Consider the following 19,378-nt stretch of genomic DNA (forward strand, 5'->3'; position numbering starts at 1 on the left):
AGCCGGTGACCGCCCACTCCCCGGAAGCACACCGTGACCGTCACGCCTCCTGACCAGCCCGAGCGCACCTCGACCGGCTCGATCCGCACATCCACCGGCTCTCTCCGCACTGCGACAGGGGCCATCCGCGCGCTCGGATCGAACCCGGCCACGGCGCCGATCATGCTGCACCCGGGAGACGCGCTCTCAGGTGGGCGGCGGTTCGTCTACATCCTCGTGCTCGGGGCGCTCACGGCGCTGGGGCCGTTCACGATCGACCTGTACCTGCCCGCCTTCCCCGTGCTGGAGGAGGACTTCCACACCACGGCGGCCGCGGTGCAGCTCACCCTCACCGGCACGATGATCGGATTCGCGATCGGCCAGCTGCTCGTCGGGCCGCTCAGTGACAAGATCGGCAGGCGCATCCCGCTCATCTCGGTGACCGCCCTGCACGTGCTCGCCAGCATCGCCGCCTCGCTCGCGCCCAGCCTGCTGCTGCTCGGCGGGGCCCGCGTGCTCATGGGCATCGGCGCGGCCGCCGGGGGCGTGGTGGCGATGGCCATCGTGCGCGACCTGTTCGGCGGGCGACGGCTCGTCGTCATGCTCTCGCGGCTCGCGCTGGTCTCGGGCGTCGCGCCCGTCGTCGCGCCGATCATTGGCTCCGCGCTGCTGACCGTGATGCCCTGGCAGGGGATCTTCGTCGTGCTCGCCGGCTACGGGGCCGTGATGTTCTTCGCTGCCCTGTTGCTCATCCCCGAGACGATGCCGAAGGCGCGCCGGCTCGACCGCGGAGCCACGACGGTGTGGCAGCGGTATCGCAGCGTGCTCTCGGACCGCGTCTTCCTCGGGGTGCTCGTCATCGGCGGCATGACCTTCTCGGGCCTGTTCTCGTACCTGTCGGCCTCGCCGTTCCTGTTCCAGCAGACCCACGGACTCGACGCCCAGCAGTACGGGCTGCTGTTCGCCGCGAACTCGATCGGCGTCGTCGTGGGCGTGCAGGTGTCATCGCGCTTGGCCGCCCGGTTCGGCCCGCAGTGGGTGCTGGCCGTGTCCACGGTCGTGCTGCTGCTCGCCGGCACGGCCATCATCGTCACCGATCAGCTCGGGCTGGGGCTGTGGGGCACGGTCGTGCCGCTGTGGTTCTTCATGACCGCGTGCGGCTTCAGCATGCCGTGCGTGCAGGTGCTCGCCCTCGATCGGCACGGCAAAGCCGCGGGCACGGCGGCCTCGATCCTCGGGGCCTGCAACTTCGGCGTCGCCGCGATCATCTCGCCGGTGGTCGGTTGGATCTCCCACGACGCCGGCATCACCGCCACGACCATGGCCTCGGTCATGGTCGGCTGCGCGGTCGTCGGCATCCTCTCTCTGTGGATCGTGGTGCGCCCGCGCTCGGTCGCGATGCTGACGCCCTGAGCCGGGACGCCGCCTAACGGCCGGCGAGCACGAGCAGCACGTGCGACGGCTCGACGGCCTCGAGCTCGTGCGGAACGGATGCGGCGACCTGGATCGTGCCGCCCGGGGCGAGGTCGTGCTCGATGCCGTCGACGCGGAACAGGATGCGCCCGGTGAGCACCTGCACGAGGATCGGCACCGGTGCGCGATGCTCGCGCATCACGACACCGGCATCGAAGGCGAGGGTGCGGACCTTCACGCCCTCGGCATCCAGCGTGCGGTGCGGACGCACCCGCCCCTCTTCGGTCGGGACCGCGTCGATGAGCTCCTGCAGCGAGGAGGCGACGAGAACGGCGGGCTGTGCGGCATCCATGATTATCTCCTATGTCAAGCGGCCTGCGGGATGCAGGTCGCTGATGCTTGTTCGTGTCGTGTGAGGATGTTGAAGACGACGCGGGCGAGGCGTCGTTTCAGTGCTCGGTATGCCTCGGTGGAGGTGTCGCCGTTCGCACGTCGGTGGTCGTAGTAGGCGCGTCCGAGTCCGCCCAGACGGACTTGGGTGATCGCGATGCGGTGCATCGCGGCGTTGAGTTGCCGGTTGCCGCCTCGGTTCAAGCGCACTCGACCTGCGGTGTTGCCGGACCAGACAGGGATGGGTGCGACTCCGGCGTTCATCGCGAAGCAGGCCTCGGATCGGAACCTGGTCGCTCCCGCGGTCTCGGCGAGGATCTTCGCCGCTGTCAGGACGCCGCAACCGGGCAGCGCAAGCAGTTCCGGCGGCGCCTGCTCGAGCGTGAGGCGTTCGATCCGGCTGGTGAGTTCGCGGATCAGGTCGCAGAGCCGGTCGATGTGGTTCAGGACCATGCGGGCCAGGTCTGCGTCGATGCCTTCGCGCATGTCCAGCCAGTGGTGTAGCCGGGCGCGCGTGGTAGCGGTGTTGAACGCGGAGGATGCGGGGTCTTGGGCCGGGTCGAGGGCGTGCAGGTGCCAGCGGATCCGGTTCACTTCTCGGGTGCGTTCGGCGACGAGCTGCTCGCGACGCTCGATCAGCAGCTTCAGCTCGCGGGTCGGCTCATCCAGGCGTGCTGCGGGAAGGTCGGGTTCGGTCAGGGAGGCCCGTGCAACGGAGAGCGCGTCGATCGGGTCGGATTTCCCCGGAGACCGAACCGACCTGCGGGCTCCTGCCATGAGTTTCGGAGGAACCCGCACCACGACCTGCCCTGCGCTCAGCAGCGCGCGTTCGAGCCGACCGGTCAGATGCCGGCAGTCTTCGACTGCCCACCGGTCCGGGAGCCGCCCGAACCGCCTGCGCGCCCAACCGAGCAACTGCCGGTGACCGGAATCCGTCGCCGCAACGACGACCTCACCGACCTTCTTGCCGACACCGTCGACCGCGACTGCCGTGTGGGACTTCTTGTGCACATCGATACCGACCACCAACATGGGAGTTGGCTCCTTTCATGCCCGAGAGGAACAAGGTCGGGCCGGTCGGCGGACACCTATCAGTCGAGGCGAGAGCCACGCTCCTATCAAGTCACGCCGGCCGGTCCTTCACACCGGTCGTCGGCAGTAAGCATGACCGCCAACCCGCGAACGAGCGGCAACGAGACTAAGAGCCAGACAACCAGTGCTCAGGACCCAACCACCGCAACAGCGGCACGTCCACCCTCACACTGACACGAGACTATCGGCGTTGATCGTCCGGGATCCGTCATGGTCGGGTGTGGGCAGGACACAATGGACGGATGACCCGTCGCCGCACGCTGTTCGCCGGACTCCTGTCGCTGGTCGTCTTCGCCGTGCTCGCGATCGTGGTGGGTGTCGCCCCGGGAGCCGTCGACCCGCTCGATCATGCCTGGAACGGCATGATGGCCTCGATCCGCTCCGAGTTCGCGGTGCAGGCGGCGCTGGTGATGAACGCGCTGGGCGGCGGATGGATCGCGACCTTCGCCATACCGCTCCTGCTCGCCGCCGTCGCGGCACTCGTGCGCGGATGGCGGGTGGGCGTCGTGGCGTTGCTCGCGTTCATCGCGAGCGCCCTGGCCGTGCAGGTGCTCAAGCATCTCCTCGGTAGGGAGCGTCCGATCGACCTGCTCGTCGCCTCGGACTTCGGGTCCTTCCCGTCTGGCCACACGGCCAACGCGGCCACCATCGGCGTGGTGCTCTGCCTCATCCTTCCGCGGGTGCTCGGCGTCGCCGTCGCCCTCGCATGGACCGTGCTCATGGCCCTGTCGCGCACGGTGCTCAGCGTGCACTGGCTCAGCGACACCGTCGGCGGCGCGCTGCTCGGCGCCGGCGTCGGCCTCATCGTGGTGGCGCTGTGCCTCGGATGGGTTCGTCCGCGGGTCGAAGGATCGGAGCGAGAAGGTGCGGAGAGAGAAGAGTCGGAGCGAGATGCATAGGCTGGACCCGTGCCGCTGATCCGACCGTACCGCGCCGAGGATGCGCCCGCGCTCGCCGAGATCTGCACGCGCACGGCGCTGTCGGGAAAGGATGCGACAGGCGTGCTCGACGACGACGCCCTGTGGGGCGACCTCTTCGCCCTGCCGTACGCCGAACGCGACCCGGCTCTGTGCTGGGTCGTCGAATCCGACGACGGCCGCACGATCGGCTACATCGTCGCCACCGACGACACGGATGCCTTCGAGACGTGGTTCCGTGACGTGTGGTGGCCGTCACGATCCCGGCGCTACGCCCGCTTGGGGCGCGCCGAGAAGACACGGCAGGACGAACTGCTCGCCTACGCCGACGCGCGCGGTCCTGCCAGGGAGCCGAATGCGGCGACGCATCCTGCGCACCTGCACATCGACCTGCTGCCCGAGACCCAGGGGATGGGCCTGGGCCGGCGCCTCGTGGAGACGCTGCTCGGCGAGCTCGCTCGCCGAGGCGTGCCCGCGCTGCACCTGGGGATGAATCCCGAGAACACACCGGCGGCGGCGTTCTACGCGCGGCTCGGGTTCGAGCCGCTCCCCTCCGCCGAGGGCACGACCGTGCTCGGCCTCTCCACGGGCGCGGATCGGCGCCCGCCAGCCGTGCGAGGATGACGGAATGCTCGTCGTCGCAATCATCGGTGCGGTGCTGCTGCTCCTGGCCATCTGGCAGGTGTTCGTGCACCCGATCAACACGCTCCGCGTGCTCACCCGACTTCTGTGCGGGATCGGAGGCATCCTTCTTCTGATCGGCGGGGTTGGTGTTGTGATCGGCGGGCAGTGGCTCGGCGCCGTTCTTCTGATCATCGCCGTGGGACTGCTCGTGTGCGCTAATCGGCTGAGACCGCGGCAGATTCGCTGACGGCCGCTCTTGGCGAGGTCGCCGCGGGCTATCGGCGAGCGAGCAGCTCCCGCAGTCTCTCGGCTTCGCCGGCGGGCATGCCATAGCCGTGTTCCGGGGCCGGGTATGCGCGGGTGCGCACCTCGTCGGCATAGGCGGCGACGCCCTCGATCGCGGCGGTGCGCAGGTCGGCGTAGCGCTTGACGAAGCGTGCCGCGCCGCCCTCGTACATGCCCAGCAGGTCGTGGAAGACGAGCACCTGGCCGTCGGCGGCGGGCCCTGCGCCGATACCGATGACGGGAACGTCGAGCAGCGGCATGAGCTGCGCCGTCACCTCGCCGGGCACCGCCTCGACGACGATGAGCGAGCATCCGGCCGCCTGCAGCGCCACGGCGCTCTCGCACAGGGCCAGCGCCGCCTCGGCCGTGCGGCCCTGCGCGCGGTAGCCGCCCAGGGCGGTCGCCGTCTGCGGGGTGAGACCTACGTGCCCCACGACGGGGATGCCCGCCGCGACGATCGCGCGGGCGCGGGCGACGGACGTACCGCCGCGCTCGATCTTGACGGCATCGCATCCGGTCTCTTTGACGAAGCGCTGCGCCGTGGCGACGGCCTGCTCATCCGAGACCTCGTACGAGCCGAAGGGGAGGTCGGCGACGAGCACGGGCGTGCGCAGGCCCCGGCGCACAGCCCGGGTGAGCATGATCATCTCATCGACCGACACCGGCACCGTGCTGTCGTACCCGAGCACCGTCATCGCGCCCGAGTCGCCCACGAGCACCATGTCGACACCGGCGGCCTCGGCCACCTGCGCGCCGGGGAAGTCGTACGCGGTGACCATGACGATCGGCTCGCCCAGTGCCTTCTTCTCGGCGAGCGCGGCGAGGGTGACGCGCGGCCGCTCGGCGACGTGCACGCTCATCCCACCGCCTCCGTCAGCAGCTGATCGACGGCGTCGTCGACACGGATGATGTCGTTGCGCCGGTCGACGTGCACGACGGTCGGCTCATAGGACTCGAGATCCTCTCGGTCGTACTCGGCGTAGGAGATCACGATGATCGTGTCACCCGAGTGCACCAGCCGCGCCGCGGCGCCGTTGACCTGGATCACGCCCGAGCCACGCTCGCCGGCGATCGTGTACGTCTCGAAGCGCGAGCCGTTGTCGACGTCGACGACGTGCACCTGCTCGTGCGGGAGGATGTCGGCCGCCTCGAGCAGGTCGGGGTCGATCGTGATCGAGCCGACATAGTTGAGGTCGCTGCCGGTGATGGTGGCGCGGTGGATCTTCGACTTCAGCATGGTGCGTCGCATCAGGCGCTCGCTTTCAGGACGTGGTTGTCGATCAGCCGGGCCGTACCCACGCGGGCGGCGACGGCGAGAAGGGCGTCGGCGTCGAGGCGGTCGACGGTGCGGAGGTCGTCGGCGTCGCGCAGCTCCAGGTACTCGGGTGCGATCCCCGCATCATCGAGCACGCGCTGAGCCGCGGTGAGAAGGCGCGAGGCGTCGCGCTCGCCGGCCTCGGCTGCGGCGGAGGCGGCGTCCAGCGCGCGGTTCAGCGCCGTCGCCTGCGTGCGCGCATCCGCGTCGAGGTAGACGTTGCGCGAGCTCATCGCGAGCCCGTCGGGTTCGCGGACGATGGGGCACGCCTCGATCCGCACATCCAGATTCAGATCGCGCACGACGCGACGCACGACCATCACCTGCTGCGCATCCTTCTGCCCGAAGTAGGCCGTGTCGGGGCAGGCGATGCCGAAGAGCTTGGCGACCACAGTGGCCACGCCGTCGAAATGGTGCGGGCCGCGTTGCGCGCCGCACAGCACCTCGGTGAGCCCCGCGACGTGGATCGTCGTGGCGAAGCCGTCGGGGTAGACCTCGTCTGCTGTCGGGGCGAAGAGGATGTCGACGCCCTCGGCCTCGGCCAGCGCGGCGTCGCGCTGCTCGTCGCGCGGATAGGCCCCGAGGTCTTCGTTCGCGCCGAACTGGGTGGGGTTCACGAACAGCGACACCACGACGAGGCCGTCGCGCTCGCGCGCCCGGCGCATGAGCGAGAGGTGCCCCTCGTGAAAGGCGCCCATCGTCGGCACCAGGCCGATGCTCTTCCCGGCGCCGCGGGCGTCGGCGACGGCGCCGCGCACCTCGGCGATCGTGCGGAGGATCCTCATGCCGGCACGCCTTCTCGGGGAGGAACGGGCTCTCGGGGAGGAACGGATGCCGCGGATGCCCCCGCCGCCGCGATCGTGCGTGTGCGGTCGCAGAGCTCGTCGAACAGGGGGAGCAGCGCGGGCATGCTGGCGGCGACGGCGTCGCGCTGCCGCCTGACGGTCTGCTCATCGCCGCGCGCGATCGGCCCGGTGAGAGCGGCCGCAGCGCCCTGCGCCGTCCAGTTATCCAGCGTTCGGCTGGCGAGCGGGGTGAGCAGTGTGCGCGCCTCGGCCGCCGGGATGCCCGCAGCGCCGGCGAGGCGTTCGGCGGCATCCAGCACGGTGAGCGTGAAGTTCGAGGCGAGCGAGGCCGCGGCGTGGTAGGCGGCGCGGTGCGCATCGTCGATGCGGAAGGGTCTGGCGCCGAGGAGGCGGGCAAGGCCTTCGGCGAGGCCGAGCGCCTGCGGTGTGCGGCCGGCGACCGCGCATCCGATCCCGTGGAAGACCTCTGGCGGCTCGGCGCCGGTGAAGGTCTGCAGCGGATGGATGCCGAAGTCGGCGTCGCCGAGCGTCGTCGCGCCCGAGACGTGGCCGATCAGTCGCACGCGCTCGCGCACGGCCCGGGCGGCGGCGGGGATCTGCGCATCCGGCACACACAGGATCGCGACATCGGCCACGGGGGCCTCGTCGGCATCGTCGCGGCCGAAGGGGCCGTCGACGCGGACACCCGCGGTGCGGAGAGCACGCGTGAGGACGGTGCCGAGTCGACCGGCGCCGATCACGATGACGTGCGCCTCGGAGGCGCGGAGCGGTGTGCTGTTCATGGGGATGATCCGCCTGATCGCGGCGACCTCGCGGATGCTATGAGTATCCGACCGGGAGCGCGAATGGGCCAAATCAGAGGGCAAAGTGCCTAAACAGGGCTCGATTTACGTTGTCAAAATGACACTGATAGGAACAGACGATGGTCGATATGCACTTCACGATTCCATGGGACGCGGTGCGATCGGGAAACCGGAGCGGATGAGATGCGGGTGCCCGCTCGTCCAGTCCTGGCGATCGATGCTTGTCGGCCTCGGATGCGGCGCACCGTAGTGAACGAAAGAAGCGCCGCCCGACGGGCAGCGCTTCGTTCGTTCGGCGGAGGATGGGGTGTCTGGTTTCAGGACATCGTTGACAGATGATCGCGCGGATCGTGCTCGTGATCGTTGACACCTGAGTCGGGTCATCGTCGACGCTCTGCCGGTGATGATCGTTGACCGGTGAGTCGGGTCATCGTTGACGGGTGAAACCAAAGAATCTCGTCATCGTCCGCGCCGTCACCGATCAAGGCCTGACCCATGCTGAAGCCGCTGCGCGCTTCGGGGTGACCCGCCAATGGGTACACACCCTCGTGCACCGTTACGAAGCCGAAGGCCCGGACGGACTCGCGCCACGCTCTCGGGCCCCGAAGAACCGGCCCGGCACCACCCCGCCCGCAATCCGCGACCGGATCGTCCAACTACGCAGCGACCTGACCCACTCCGGAGCCGACGCCGGGCCGGTCACGATCGCCTGGTACCTCGAGCAGGAAGGCCACCGATCACCATCCACGTCCACGATCCGCAGGATCCTGCACGACGCCGGCCTCATCGTCCCCGCACCCCACAAACGCCCCCGCAGCTCTTACATCCGATTCCAAGCCGATCTGCCCAACGAATGCTGGCAAGCCGACATCACACACTGGTTCCTCGCCAACGGCACCCGCGTCGAGATCCTCGACTTCCTCGACGACCACGCCCGCTACCTGCTCGACATCCGGCCCGCGGCGGCGTTCACAGGCCCGATGGTCGTCACCGCGATGACCGAGCTGATCGCCCGCTACGGGCCGCCGTATTCGACTCTCACCGACAACGGCCTCGTGTTCACCACCCGCCTGGCCCGCTTCAAAGGCGCCCGTGGCGGATTCGAGAAACTCCTCACCGCGCACCGCATCACTCAGAAAAACGGCCGCCCCGGTCACCCGCAAACCCAGGGGAAGATCGAACGCTTCCACCGGACACTCAAACGCTGGCTCACCGCACGCCCACTGCCCGACACGATCGAAGACCTCGCCGCCCGGCTCGCACAGTTCCAGACCTGGTACAACACCGCCCGCCCCCACAGAGCGCTCGCAGGCCGCACCCCCGAGCAGGCCTACACCGCGCTCCCGAAAGCCACCCCGACCACGACCACCGACACGACCGAATGGCGCTCCCGCACCGACACCGTCGACCAGCACGGGAAAGTCACCCTCCGCTACGCCGGCCAGATCCGCCACCTCGGCATCGGCCGCGCTCACTCAGGCACCCCGGTGCTCCTACTCACCCACAACCGCGACGTCACCGTCAGCAGCATGAACACCGGAGAAATCATCGCCGAGTTCACCATCGACCCCGACAAGAACTACCAGGCCAAGAACCCGTGACCCCCACCGTCAACGATGACCCGACTCACCAACCCCGCGTCACACGTCAACACCCCACACAACAAAAAAGCCCTGAGCCGCGACCAGTTCGTAAACTATGTCGCGACTCAGGACATCGGCGGAGGATGGGGGATTCGAACCCCCGAGGGGTTTCATCCCCAACACGCTTTCCAAGCGTGCGCCATAGGCCACTAGGCGAATCCTCCTGGGGGCCCCGGAGGGCCGCAGACCATCCTACCCGACGCAATACCGCGCGCCGATCCACCCGCGGGCGCTACGCTCGCAGCGGAGGGGAGCCATGACGACGCTGATCGACGGAACCTACAACTCGCGCGACACCGGCGGCACGCCGCTGGTCGGCGGTGGGGCAACCCGAACCGGCGTTCTATACCGCTCGGATGCGCTGATCGACGTCACCGTTGCCGGCGAGCGGACCCTCGCCGACAGCACCATCGGCACGGTCGTCGACCTCCGCACCGAGGCCGAGCGGGTCTCTGCGCCCAACCGACTGCCGAACGGGCGCCCGTTCCGCACCGAGGCGCTGTCGATCATCGAGGGCGCGATGGCGATCCCGGCCGGCCTGGACCTGCGCGCGTTCGATCCCGACGCGATGGCCCAGATGCTCACCGAGATCCCCACCCTCGCCGACCTCTATCTCGGGATGCTCGCCCATGCTGCGTCGTCGTTCGCGCAGGTCGCGCGTCTCGTGGCCGCTCCCGAGGACTCGCAGCACGGCGGTGTGCTCATCCACTGCACCGCCGGCAAGGACCGCACGGGGGTCGCCACGGCCCTGTTGCTGGATGCCGTGGGCGCGGACCGCGATGCGGTGATCGCGGACTATGCCGCGAGCGAAGTGAACCTCGCGGGCACCTGGGCGCAAGGGATGCTGGTCAAGTTCGGCGCTATGGGAGTGCCGCCGTTGCCGCCCGTGGTCGCGCTCATGACGAGCACTCCGCCCGATGCGATCGCCACGGCGCTGCGCTGGCTCGATGACCAGGGCGGGTCAGCAGCCTATCTGCGCGGCGGCGGGCTCGGCGACGAGGAGCTCGTCGCGCTGCGCACACGGCTCGCGGGGTGAGAGCGGGGCACGAATGCGCTTCCTTCCCCTTGCTCCTTTCTGGTTGTTGAGCGAGCCGTAGGCGAAGCGAAAACGCGGTGGGATTTTTCGAGATTTGTCCACCGGTCAGGCCGACTGATTCGATTATTTGTTCGATAATTGGTAGGCTTATGCCATGAACTCACTCGGTGATCTGGACGAAGCGCTCGTAGCGGTTCATGCCGTGTGGGAAGCCGCGGAGACGGCGCGGGATGTGCCCCGTGAGCGGTTGGTTGCGGTGAATGAGGCGTTGGGTTCGATGCGTCGCCGGGTGGATGCGGTGCTCGCGGATGTTGCCGCTCGGATCGCGGTTGAGTCTCGGAAAGAGCTGGGGCCCGGGGGTTTGGCGAAGCAGCACGGGTTTCGGACTCCGGCGATGCTGATCGCGTCCGCCACGGGAGCATCCACCGGGGAGGCGAACAAGTTCGTCGCCGTCGGTACCGCCACCGCCCCGCGGATGAGCTTGTTCGGGGCACAGCTCCCGGCGAAGTACCCAGCCGTACGCGACGCGGTGAGTTCTGGTGGCTTGTCGGTGCCGGCGTCGTCGGCGATCATCTCTCTCCTGGACCGGATGCGGTTGAAGACCTCCGCGGAGAGGATTGCGGAGGCGGAGAAGGTCCTTGCCGTACAGGCGTCGGGATTGATGATGGATGAGGTCCGTAAGCTCCTCACCCGCGCCGAAGCATGGCTGGACCCGGACGGTGTGGAACCTCGGGAAGAGCGCGCCCGTGAGAATCGTTCCTTGCAGATGTTCGAGCGGGACGGGATGCTCCACCTCACCCTGCAAACCGATGTCGCCTCGGGTGCGCCGGTGAAGGCGGCGATCGAGGGGTATGTGTCGGCACAGTTCGCCGCCCGCAAGAACGCTGCCGGAGTGACGGATGCGGAAGGCGCCGCCGAGGGCGACACCCGCACCGTCACGCAGATGCGCGCCGACGCGCTCACTCTTTTCGCGGAGCATGTCCTCGGCTGCCGGAACGACACCCTGCCCCTGGCCGGGGCGACCGTGATCGTCCGCGTGAACCTCGAAGACCTCCAGAACGGCACCGGCACCGCCCGGATCGACGGGGTCACCGCACCGGTGAGTATCACCACCGCCCGCCGCCTCGCTGCGGACGGTGGTGTCATCCCCTGGGTGTGCGGGCCGGGCGGGGACATTCTCGACTGGGGACGGAGACGCAGGCTTTTCACCCCGGCGCAGAAACTCGCTCTCACTGAACGCGACGCCGGGTGCGCGATGTGCGGGTTGCCACCGGGGATGACGCAGGTGCACCACATCCAGTGGTGGGAGAGAGATACCGGGCCGACGGATCTGGGCAACGGGATCCTGCTGTGCATGACCTGTCATCATCTGATCCATGACAACGGGTGGGACATCCGTATCGACGGCACCGGCGTCACGGCACAGGTCTGGTTCCTGCCACCCACTGCTGCCGACCCGGAACGGACACCGCGGCCGGCGGTGAACCGGCGACTCACCCCCGCCGCGTAGGAGACGAGTGTCTCCTCACCGCGTTTCGACTCGCTCAGCGCCCCGGAACGGCGGGCGAAGCGGCCGACTCGTGACGCGCGACGATCGCCGCGGCATCCCCGACGGGCTCAGCGCCGTAGAGGAACCCTCGTCCGGTCAGCCGTGTCGCGCAGAAGGCGTCGGCCACGGCATCCGGCGCGTGGCGCACGAGCAACGATGCCTGCAGGGCCACGGCGAGCCGTTCGGTGAGGGCTCGGGCGCGCGCCTGCGCGTCCGTCGACGACGGATCGGCCAGCACGATGCGAGCGAGCGTCTCGGTCTCGGCGACGAAGGCGTCCAGTGTGCCGGATGCGCCTTGGGCCGTGCGCACCTCGTCGAGGTACGCATCCAGCGACTCCGGCTCACGGGCCAGGGCACGCAGCACATCCAGCGCGATGACGTTTCCCGAGCCCTCCCACACCGCCATGACGGGCTGCTCGCGGTAGCGGCGCGCCAGCGGAAAGCCCTCGGTGTATCCGTTGCCGCCCAGGCACTCCAGCGCCTCGTAGGCGTGGCCGGGGCCGCGCTTGCAGATCCAGTACTTCTGCACGGCGGTCGCCAGTCGTGCGAACGCCGCCTCGCCCTCGGGCGCGTCCGCCTCGTAGGCGGCGGCGACCCGCAGCGCCGTCGCCGTGGCCGCCTCGGTCTCCACAGCGAGGTCGGCGAGCACCTGGGTCATGGCGGGCTGCTCCGACAGCAGGGCGCCGAACGCTGCGCGGTGCTGTGCGTGCCAGATCGCTTCGGCCGTCGACTGCCGCATGCCCGCCGTCGTGCCGAGCAGGCAGTCGAGCCGCGTCTGGTTGACCATCTCGATGATGGTGCGCACCCCGCGGCCCTCGTCTCCGACGAGCCAGCCGCGCGTGCCGTCGAACTCCACCTCGGAAGAGGCGTTCGCCCTGTTGCCGAGCTTGTCCTTGAGGCGCTGGATGAAGAACGGGTTGCGCTCGCCGTCGGGCAGCACGCGCGGCACGAGGAAGCAGCTGAGCCCGCCCGGCGCCTGGGCGAGCACGAGGAACGCGTCGGACATCGGCGCCGAGCAGAACCACTTGTGCCCCGTGAGCACGTATCCGCCGTCGGACGACGGCACCGCCTCGGTGCGGTTGGCCCGCACGTCCGACCCGCCCTGCTTCTCGGTCATCGCCATCCCGAACACCGCCGACGCCTTGTCGCCCGACAGCCGCGGGGCGTAGCTGCGGGAGAACAGCCGAGGCAGCCACTGCTCGCGCAGCTCGGCAGGAGCGAAGGCGGCCAGCGCCGGCACCACCGCATGCGTCATCGACACGGGGCAGGCGTGGCCGGGCTCGACCTGCGCGAACAGCATGAACTGCGCGGCCCTGGCCACCTGCGCGCCGGGGCGAGGATCCGCCCATGCCGAGGTGTGCGCCCCCGCGGAGAGGGCGGCACCGATGATCGCGTGGTAGGCGGGGTGATACTCGACCTCGTCGATGCGCGCGCCGTAACGATCGAAGGCGTGCAGCACCGGCTCGTTGATGTTCGCGAGCTCGGCGTCGTGCTGGAACCCGGCCGTGCCCACGAGGGCGCCCGTCGCGCTCAGCTCGGTCTCGGCCCACGCCGCCCCGTGGCGTTGCACACCCTCGACGAGCGGCAGGTTCGCGGCGTACTCGTCGATCCCCTCGCGCGGCGCTGCCTGATTCGTGACGGTGTGCGTCGGCATCGGATGCTCCTCTCGCGGGCACCGATGCCCTCGGTCGGATCATCGCACACCGCCCGCTGCGATGCCAGGATGAAGGCGGGGGCGTGACACCGATCGCACCCACGATGCGAGGAGGGGCGATGCACGCGCAGAAGACGCCCACGCACGCCTCGCGCCGGTTGTGGGGCGCGCAGCTGCAGCAGCCGATGCCGGCGGCCACGCGCTTCGATCGCATCGCCTTCATCATCGGCACGGCGTCGGCGGTGTGGCTGGCCGTGATCATCGGCATCCAGGGCGTGCGCTCCCCGTGGGCGTGGCTGCTGTTCATCCCCGTCTGGGCGATCGTCGCGTACCTCGCCCTGCCGCGCCTGCATCGGATGCTGTCGGACCTGTACGTGCCCGACTACTTCTTCGGCCGCACCCGCACCGGCGACGGCCTGCTCGGCGACCCGGTCAACCTCGGCGTCGACGGCACCGCCGCCCAGCTCGACACCGTGATGACGGATGCGGGATGGCACCGCGCCGACGAGATCACCGCCGCCGCGACCTGGGGCATCATCGTCTCCACCCTCACCCGCCGCAGCTACCCGACGGCGCCCGTCTCGCCGCTGATGCTCTTCGGGCGTCGCCACGACGTCGCCTACCAGCAGGAGGTCGCGGGAAACCCCAAGCAGCGCCACCATGTGCGCTTCTGGCACACCCCTGAGGGCTGGTTGCTGCCCGGCGGCGCCCGCACCGACTGGCTGGGCGCCGGCACGTACGACACGGATGTGGGGTTGTCGTTCTTCACCCTGCAGGTCACCCACCGCATCGACGAGAACACGGATGTGGAGCGCGACTTCGTCGTCGACTCGGTCCGCACCGCCGCCCCCGAGGCCGGCGTGCGGGTGCTGAAGGACTTCACCACCGGCTACCACTCGCGCAACGGCGGCGGCGACCGCTTCGTCACCGATGGCGACCTGCCCATCCTCGACCTCACGCGCGTGTCCGCCGGACACCATCCGTCGCTCGCCCCGCTCGCCCCGGGCGAGACGCCCACCGCCTCCGACGTCATGCGGCGGATGCCGCTGTCGATCGTCGCCGGAGCGCTGCTGGTGATTCTCCTGGGCGCCCTGCAGATCGCCAGCGTCCTGTTCGATCCGGACACGTGGAGCGCGGTCTCCGGGGTGAACGAAGCGGAACGGATCGTCGTGATCGGCGTCGTCGGGGTGTTCACGGCGCTGACGGGCGTGCAGATCGTGCTCGCCGTGCTCGTCCTGAGGCGCGGGCGGCGATCGCGGGCCGTGCTCATCGTGCTGGTGGCGCTCGGCATCGTCTTCGTCGCCACCGACTACCTCGACGGCTCCGCCACCCTCGGCCTCAACGCCACCCTTTTCACCGCCTCGGCGCAGTGCATCGCGCTGCTCGCCCTCTCCAGCGACTCCGCCGGGGCATGGGTGCGGCGCGCGTAGCGCTCTGGTGCAGCCGAGCAGCCGGCGTCAGGACGTCGGCGCCTCGCGCGTCCAGTCGCCGCTCTTGCCGCCGGATTTCGCCAGCACGCACACATCCGTGATGACGGCGCGGTTGTCGACGGCCTTGATCATGTCGTAGAGGGTCAGCGCGGCGATGCTCGCGCCCGTGAGCGCCTCCATCTCCACGCCCGTCACGCCGGTGGTGACGGCCGTCGCCACGATGCGCACGCGGTCGCCCTGCGGCTCGAGATCGACGGCGAGCTTCGTCAGCGGCAGCGGGTGGCAGAGCGGGATGAGCGACGAGGTCTGCTTGGCGCCCATGATGCCTGCCAGGCGCGCCGTGCCCAGGGCCTCGCCCTTGGGCAGCGTGCCGTCGGCGATCTTGGCGACGACCTCCTCGGTCGTGATGAGCACAGCCTGGGCTCGTGCCTCGCGCCGGGTCCGGGCCTTGTCGGTCACGTCGACCATGTGCGCCGAGCCGTCGTCGCGCAGGTGCGTCAGGTCACTCATCAATCCTCCAGATCTCCACCTCGGCGCCCGCGGGCAGCGCATCCACGCCGATCGGCACGTGGGCGAGCACCGTCGCCCTGGCGTAGTCGTGCAGCAGGTGCGAACTGGGCCCGCCCACCTCGACGCTACCGTCTTCGCGCAATGCGCCGCGGCGCACCTGGTGCTTGCCGGCCGGCGAGGTGATCGCGTGCGCGAGCCGGGCCTGCACCGCCGGGCGCAGGGCGGGCCGCTCCGACAGCGCGCACAGGATCGGCCGCAGGAACATCTCGAACGACACGAGCACCGAGACGGGGTTGCCGGGGAAGGCGACGACGGGGAGCTCGCGCTCGCCGATGCGCGCCAGCCCCAGCCCCTGCGGCCCGCCCGGCTGCATCGCGACGTGACCGAAGCGCACGCCGGCAGGCTCGAGCGCATCCCGCACGACCTCGAAGGCGCCGGCGCTCACTCCGCCCATGGTCACGACGAGGTCGGCATCCGGATGCGCGGCGATCAGCGTGAGCAGGGCCTCGGCGTCATCGGGCGAGGTGGCTGTGGTCACATCGACGCCGGTCTCGGCGAGCGCGGCCGACATCGACGAGCTGTTGGCGTCGTAGATCTGGCCGGAGCCCAGCGGCGCGCCCGGCGCGCGCAGCTCGTGGCCGGTGGAGAGCAGCAGCACGTGCGCGCGGGGGCGCACGGCGACCTCTGCGAGACCGGCGGCGGCGATCGAGCCGAGCGCGGCGGGGGTGAGCCGTGTCCCGGCGGGCAGGATGATCGCCCCCGGGGCGAGATCGGTGCCCGTTCCGCGCACGAACGTGCCCGGCTCGACGGGGGCGGCGAAGCCCACGGTCGCGCCGGGGGGCACGTCGTCGGCGTGCGCGGCGGATCCGAGGCCGATGAAGTGCGCCGGGTCGCACTGCTCGATCGGGATCACCGCATCGGCGCCGTCGGGAACCGGTGCGCCGGTCATCACGGGGGATGCCGTGCCCACGACGTGCACGCCGATCGGGTCGCCGGCGGCGCTGGCCGCACCGATCGGCAGGCGCACGGGGGCACCGGCGGATGCCGAGGCGACATCGGATGCGCGCACCGCGTAGCCGTCCATCTGCGAGTTCGCGAACGGCGGCACGGCGACCGGGCTGGTGAGGTCGGCGGCGAGCACGTGACCGGCGGCCCGCGCGATCGGAACGGTCTCCGCGGCGCCGGGCTCGATGAGCCTCGCGCGCAGCGGGGCGAGCAGCTCCGCCACGGCGACGGCGTGCTCCTGCGGGGTGACGGGTGCGCTCACGGTGCCTCCAGATGTCATCCCCCGGCGAACGGGGGGAGGATGTCGACGGTTGCGCCGACGGGATGCGCGCCCGTGCGGCGCACGACGCCGTCGACGAGGTACGAGCCCGAGCGCAGTACGCGATCCATGGCGGCGCCGTAACGGCGGCGCAGCTCGTCGCCGAGAGTCTGCAGGGTGGGGTCGGCGTCGAAGGAGATGTCCTCCTGCTCGCGCCCGGCGGCCTCGGCGGCCGCCGCGAAGTAGCGCACCGTCACGATCGCCATGCGATCAGTCTACGCCACGCGGCCGAGCCTCACCACGATGCGGAAGACAGCATCCGCATGACGGAAGCATTTGAGCCTGGGGCGGCGTGCGCCGCGTAGAATCCGGGGCATGGAACCGCTCGTCGACCCGGGCCCCGCGCTGAGCCCCGAGCGCATCACGCGCTACAGCCGTCAGCTCATGCTGCCCGGCTTCGGCGAAGAGGCCCAGCGCCGCCTGCGCAACGCGCGCGTGCTCGTGATCGGCGCCGGGGGACTGGGCAGTGCAACCGTGCCGGTGCTCGCAGGCGCGGGCGTCGGCACGATCGGCATCGTCGATGACGACGCCGTCGAGCTGTCCAACCTGCACCGTCAACTCAGCCACGGCGTGGCCGACATCGGCCGGGCGAAGGTCGACTCGCTCGCCGACACCGTGCGTGCGCTCGATCCGGAGTGCCGGGTCATCACCCACCCCGAGCGGCTGACCTCGCAGAACCTGCCCGGCATCCTCGCCGACTACGACCTCCTCGTCGACGGCAGCGACAACTTCCCCACCCGCTACCTCGCCAACGACGCCGCCGAGCTCGCCGGCATCCCGCTCGTGTGGGGTGCGATCCTGCGCTTTCACGGGCAGGCCGGCATCGCGTGGCGGGCGCACGGCCCCACCTACCGCGACCTGTTCCCCAGCCCGCCGCCGCCCGACGAGGCGCTCTCGTGCGAGCTGGGCGGTGTGCTACCGAGCCTGTGCACGGCGGTCGGATCGTTTCTCGCGACCGAGGTGATCAAGCTCGTCACCGGCATCGGCGACCCGCTGATCGGGCGCGTGCTCGTGTACGACGCGCTCACCGCCCGCACCCGGGAGATCGCCTACGCGCCCGATGAGGATGCGGATCCGATCACCGGGCTCATCGACTACGACCTGTTCTGCGGGGTCACCCCCGACGAGCCCGCCGAGGATGCGCTCTCGGCCGCGGAGCTGCTGCAGCGGATGCGCGCCGGAGAAGAGGTCGTGCTGCTCGACGTGCGCGAGCCGCACGAGGCCCGTGCACGCCGCATCGAGGGCAGCGCGCTGCTGCCCGTGGGACGGATCGACGCGGGCGAGATGCCCGATGTCGAGGGGAGCATGGTCGTGTACTGCGAGCAGGACCCGCGCTCGCGGCGCGCCGTTCGGGCCCTGCGGGAGCGAGGCATCGACGCCGTGTATCTCACCGGTGGCATCCGCGCCTTCGCCGAGGTCGGCGGCCCGGTCGTCGAGGGCGACCGGTCGCCTCACCCGCCGATGTAGCTCATCTCGATGCGCTTGCGCGCCGCACGCAGCTCGGGGGTGAGGTTCGTGCGGATCTCGGAGTAGCGGTCGTCGCGCGCGGCCCAGATGCCCGCCAGGGCGTCGGCGATGGTCTCGTCGTCGGCACCGCTGCGCAGCAGGGCGCGCAGGTCGTGGCCCTCGTCGGCGAACAGGCAGGTGAACAGCTTGCCGTCGGTGGAGATGCGCGCGCGATTGCAGGTCGAGCAGAATGCCCTGGTCACCGAGGAGATCACGCCGATCTCGCCGCCGCCGTCGGCATAGCGCCAGCGCTGCGCGGTCTCGCCGAGCGTCGCCGGCTCCAGCGGTTCGAGCGGGTGCACGGCCGAGATGCGCTCGACGACCTCGGCCGAGGGCACGACGTCTTCCATGCGCCAGCCGTTGGAGGTGCCCACATCCATGAACTCGATGAACCGCAGGGTGTGCGGGGTGTCCTTGAAGTGCGAGGCCATAGGCAGGATCTCGTGATCGTTGAGACCGCGTTTGACGACCATGTTGAGCTTGACGCCGTCGAAGCCGGCCGCCATCGCGGCATCGATCCCCGCGAGCACGCGCGAGACGGGGAAGCGCACGTCGTTCATCCGCTGGAACAGTGCGTCGTCGAGCGAGTCGAGTGAGACGGTCAGCCGGTCCAGGCCCGCATCGCGCAGGGCCTGCGCCTTGACGTTCAGCGCCGAGCCGTTGGTCGTCAACGCGATCTCGGGGCGTGTGCCGTCGGGGGCGCGCAGGGCCGAGAGCCGGGCGACGAGCTCTTCGATGCCGCGGCGCAGCAGGGGCTCGCCGCCGGTGAGGCGCAGCTTGTGCACGCCGCTGTCGACGGCGATGCGCGCGATGCGTTCGATCTCGTCGAAGCTGAGCAACTGGTCGTGCTCGAGGAAGGCGTAATCGCGACCGAAGATCGCCTTGGGCATGCAGTACGAGCAGCGGAAGTTGCAGCGGTCGGTGACCGAGATGCGCAGGTCGCGCAGGGGGCGTTCGCGGCGATCCAGAAGCAGGCCGGTGGACGGGAGCCGCCGGGCGCCGTCGCCGCGGATGCGCTGATCCCGGCGCGGTGTGCGCGGCGGCGCGTGCACGGGCGAGATCGTCATCATCCGCCTCCCTTCGGATCGTCACGGTATCACCG

General features: G+C 70.1%; 20 protein-coding genes and 1 tRNA gene. 9 read left to right on the plus strand and 12 right to left on the minus strand.

The window, feature by feature from the left end; translation table 11 throughout:
• The first annotated feature begins 162 nt into the window (after window positions 1-162).
• Window positions 163-1,392, plus strand: a complete 1,230-nt coding sequence (locus BKA02_RS08675) for a multidrug effflux MFS transporter (RefSeq protein ID WP_218844840.1) — start codon at window positions 163-165, stop codon at window positions 1,390-1,392.
• Window positions 1,393-1,405: 13 nt separating this feature from the next.
• Here BKA02_RS08675 and BKA02_RS08680 read toward each other — a convergent pair whose 3' ends face one another.
• Both BKA02_RS08680 and BKA02_RS08685 read right to left on the minus strand, forming a co-directional pair.
• A complete protein-coding gene (locus tag BKA02_RS08680) occupies window positions 1,406-1,744 on the minus strand; it encodes a cupin domain-containing protein (protein ID WP_179433163.1) in 339 nt (112 codons plus the stop codon).
• A gap of 14 nt (window positions 1,745-1,758) precedes the next feature.
• Window positions 1,759-2,814: an IS110 family RNA-guided transposase gene (locus tag BKA02_RS08685; RefSeq protein WP_179433165.1), complete on the minus strand. Its 1,056-nt coding sequence runs from the start codon at window positions 2,812-2,814 to the stop codon at window positions 1,759-1,761.
• Between the two features lie 302 nt (window positions 2,815-3,116).
• Between BKA02_RS08685 and BKA02_RS08690 the strand changes: the two genes are divergently transcribed.
• Genes BKA02_RS08690 through BKA02_RS08700 form a run of 3 tightly spaced genes read left to right on the plus strand, consistent with a single transcriptional unit; the run spans window position 3,117 to window position 4,662 of the window.
• Window positions 3,117-3,773, plus strand: a complete 657-nt coding sequence (locus tag BKA02_RS08690) for a phosphatase PAP2 family protein (RefSeq protein ID WP_246286002.1) — start codon at window positions 3,117-3,119, stop codon at window positions 3,771-3,773.
• Between the two features lie 9 nt (window positions 3,774-3,782).
• Complete coding sequence (locus BKA02_RS08695) at window positions 3,783-4,415, plus strand: GNAT family N-acetyltransferase (protein WP_179433167.1); 633 nt, start codon at window positions 3,783-3,785, stop codon at window positions 4,413-4,415.
• 4 nt (window positions 4,416-4,419) lie between these two features.
• Entirely contained in the window at window positions 4,420-4,662 is a 243-nt protein-coding gene (locus BKA02_RS08700; RefSeq protein ID WP_179433169.1) for a hypothetical protein, read from the plus strand.
• Window positions 4,663-4,690: 28 nt separating this feature from the next.
• Here BKA02_RS08700 and panB read toward each other — a convergent pair whose 3' ends face one another.
• From panB to BKA02_RS08720, 4 genes are read right to left on the minus strand one after another with little or no spacing between them, the layout of a single operon-like run.
• A complete protein-coding gene (gene panB, locus BKA02_RS08705; protein WP_179433171.1) occupies window positions 4,691-5,560 on the minus strand; it encodes a 3-methyl-2-oxobutanoate hydroxymethyltransferase in 870 nt (289 codons plus the stop codon).
• Window positions 5,557-5,949 carry an aspartate 1-decarboxylase gene (gene panD / locus BKA02_RS08710; protein ID WP_179433173.1) on the minus strand — a complete coding sequence of 131 codons (393 nt, stop codon included), beginning with the start codon at window positions 5,947-5,949 and terminating at the stop codon, window positions 5,557-5,559. Before panD ends, panB begins: the two co-directional genes overlap by 4 nt.
• Window positions 5,949-6,800: a pantoate--beta-alanine ligase gene (gene panC / locus BKA02_RS08715; protein WP_179433175.1), complete on the minus strand. Its 852-nt coding sequence runs from the start codon at window positions 6,798-6,800 to the stop codon at window positions 5,949-5,951. The genes panD and panC overlap by 1 nt, the downstream gene beginning before the upstream one ends.
• Window positions 6,797-7,603, minus strand: a complete 807-nt coding sequence (locus BKA02_RS08720; RefSeq protein ID WP_179433177.1) for a Rossmann-like and DUF2520 domain-containing protein — start codon at window positions 7,601-7,603, stop codon at window positions 6,797-6,799. Before BKA02_RS08720 ends, panC begins: the two co-directional genes overlap by 4 nt.
• Before the next feature lie 461 nt (window positions 7,604-8,064).
• Here BKA02_RS08720 and BKA02_RS08725 point away from each other — a divergent pair, with 461 nt between their 5' ends.
• Window positions 8,065-9,225, plus strand: a complete 1,161-nt coding sequence (locus BKA02_RS08725) for an IS481 family transposase (RefSeq protein ID WP_370467900.1) — start codon at window positions 8,065-8,067, stop codon at window positions 9,223-9,225.
• Window positions 9,226-9,344: 119 nt separating this feature from the next.
• Here the strand turns inward: BKA02_RS08725 and BKA02_RS08730 are convergent.
• Window positions 9,345-9,431, minus strand: a tRNA-Ser gene (locus tag BKA02_RS08730).
• 92 nt (window positions 9,432-9,523) lie between these two features.
• Here BKA02_RS08730 and BKA02_RS08735 point away from each other — a divergent pair.
• Together BKA02_RS08735 and BKA02_RS08740 are read left to right on the plus strand one after the other, a co-directional pair.
• Window positions 9,524-10,303, plus strand: coding sequence for a tyrosine-protein phosphatase (locus BKA02_RS08735; protein ID WP_179433179.1), 780 nt, complete (start codon window positions 9,524-9,526; stop codon window positions 10,301-10,303).
• A gap of 154 nt (window positions 10,304-10,457) precedes the next feature.
• Complete coding sequence (locus BKA02_RS08740) at window positions 10,458-11,813, plus strand: HNH endonuclease signature motif containing protein (RefSeq protein WP_179433181.1); 1,356 nt, start codon at window positions 10,458-10,460, stop codon at window positions 11,811-11,813.
• A gap of 34 nt (window positions 11,814-11,847) precedes the next feature.
• On the opposite strand, the gene BKA02_RS08745 is transcribed toward BKA02_RS08740, so the two are convergent.
• Window positions 11,848-13,506: an acyl-CoA dehydrogenase family protein gene (locus BKA02_RS08745; RefSeq protein ID WP_179433183.1), complete on the minus strand. Its 1,659-nt coding sequence runs from the start codon at window positions 13,504-13,506 to the stop codon at window positions 11,848-11,850.
• Between the two features lie 119 nt (window positions 13,507-13,625).
• Between BKA02_RS08745 and BKA02_RS08750 the strand changes: the two genes are divergently transcribed.
• Entirely contained in the window at window positions 13,626-14,936 is a 1,311-nt protein-coding gene (locus BKA02_RS08750; RefSeq protein ID WP_246286003.1) for an LssY C-terminal domain-containing protein, read from the plus strand.
• Window positions 14,937-14,963: 27 nt separating this feature from the next.
• Here BKA02_RS08750 and moaC read toward each other — a convergent pair whose 3' ends face one another.
• Genes moaC through BKA02_RS08765 form a run of 3 tightly spaced genes read right to left on the minus strand, consistent with a single transcriptional unit; the run spans window position 14,964 to window position 16,976 of the window.
• Entirely contained in the window at window positions 14,964-15,446 is a 483-nt protein-coding gene (gene moaC, locus BKA02_RS08755; protein WP_179433185.1) for a cyclic pyranopterin monophosphate synthase MoaC, read from the minus strand.
• On the minus strand, window positions 15,439-16,713 hold the full coding sequence (locus BKA02_RS08760; protein WP_343045380.1) for a molybdopterin molybdotransferase MoeA: 1,275 nt from the start codon (window positions 16,711-16,713) through the stop codon (window positions 15,439-15,441). Before BKA02_RS08760 ends, moaC begins: the two co-directional genes overlap by 8 nt.
• A gap of 14 nt (window positions 16,714-16,727) precedes the next feature.
• Window positions 16,728-16,976: a MoaD/ThiS family protein gene (locus BKA02_RS08765; RefSeq protein ID WP_179433189.1), complete on the minus strand. Its 249-nt coding sequence runs from the start codon at window positions 16,974-16,976 to the stop codon at window positions 16,728-16,730.
• A gap of 109 nt (window positions 16,977-17,085) precedes the next feature.
• On the opposite strand from BKA02_RS08765, the gene BKA02_RS08770 reads away from it, so the two are divergent.
• Window positions 17,086-18,237: a ThiF family adenylyltransferase gene (locus BKA02_RS08770; RefSeq protein ID WP_179433191.1), complete on the plus strand. Its 1,152-nt coding sequence runs from the start codon at window positions 17,086-17,088 to the stop codon at window positions 18,235-18,237.
• Here BKA02_RS08770 and moaA read toward each other — a convergent pair.
• Window positions 18,222-19,343: a GTP 3',8-cyclase MoaA gene (gene moaA / locus BKA02_RS08775; protein WP_179433193.1), complete on the minus strand. Its 1,122-nt coding sequence runs from the start codon at window positions 19,341-19,343 to the stop codon at window positions 18,222-18,224. The genes BKA02_RS08770 and moaA overlap by 16 nt on opposite strands.
• Window positions 19,344-19,378: the final 35 nt, after the last annotated feature.

The sequence above is a fragment of the Microbacterium pseudoresistens genome (assembly GCF_013409745.1).
In the GTDB taxonomy this organism is placed as follows: Bacteria; Actinomycetota; Actinomycetes; order Actinomycetales; family Microbacteriaceae; genus Microbacterium; species Microbacterium pseudoresistens.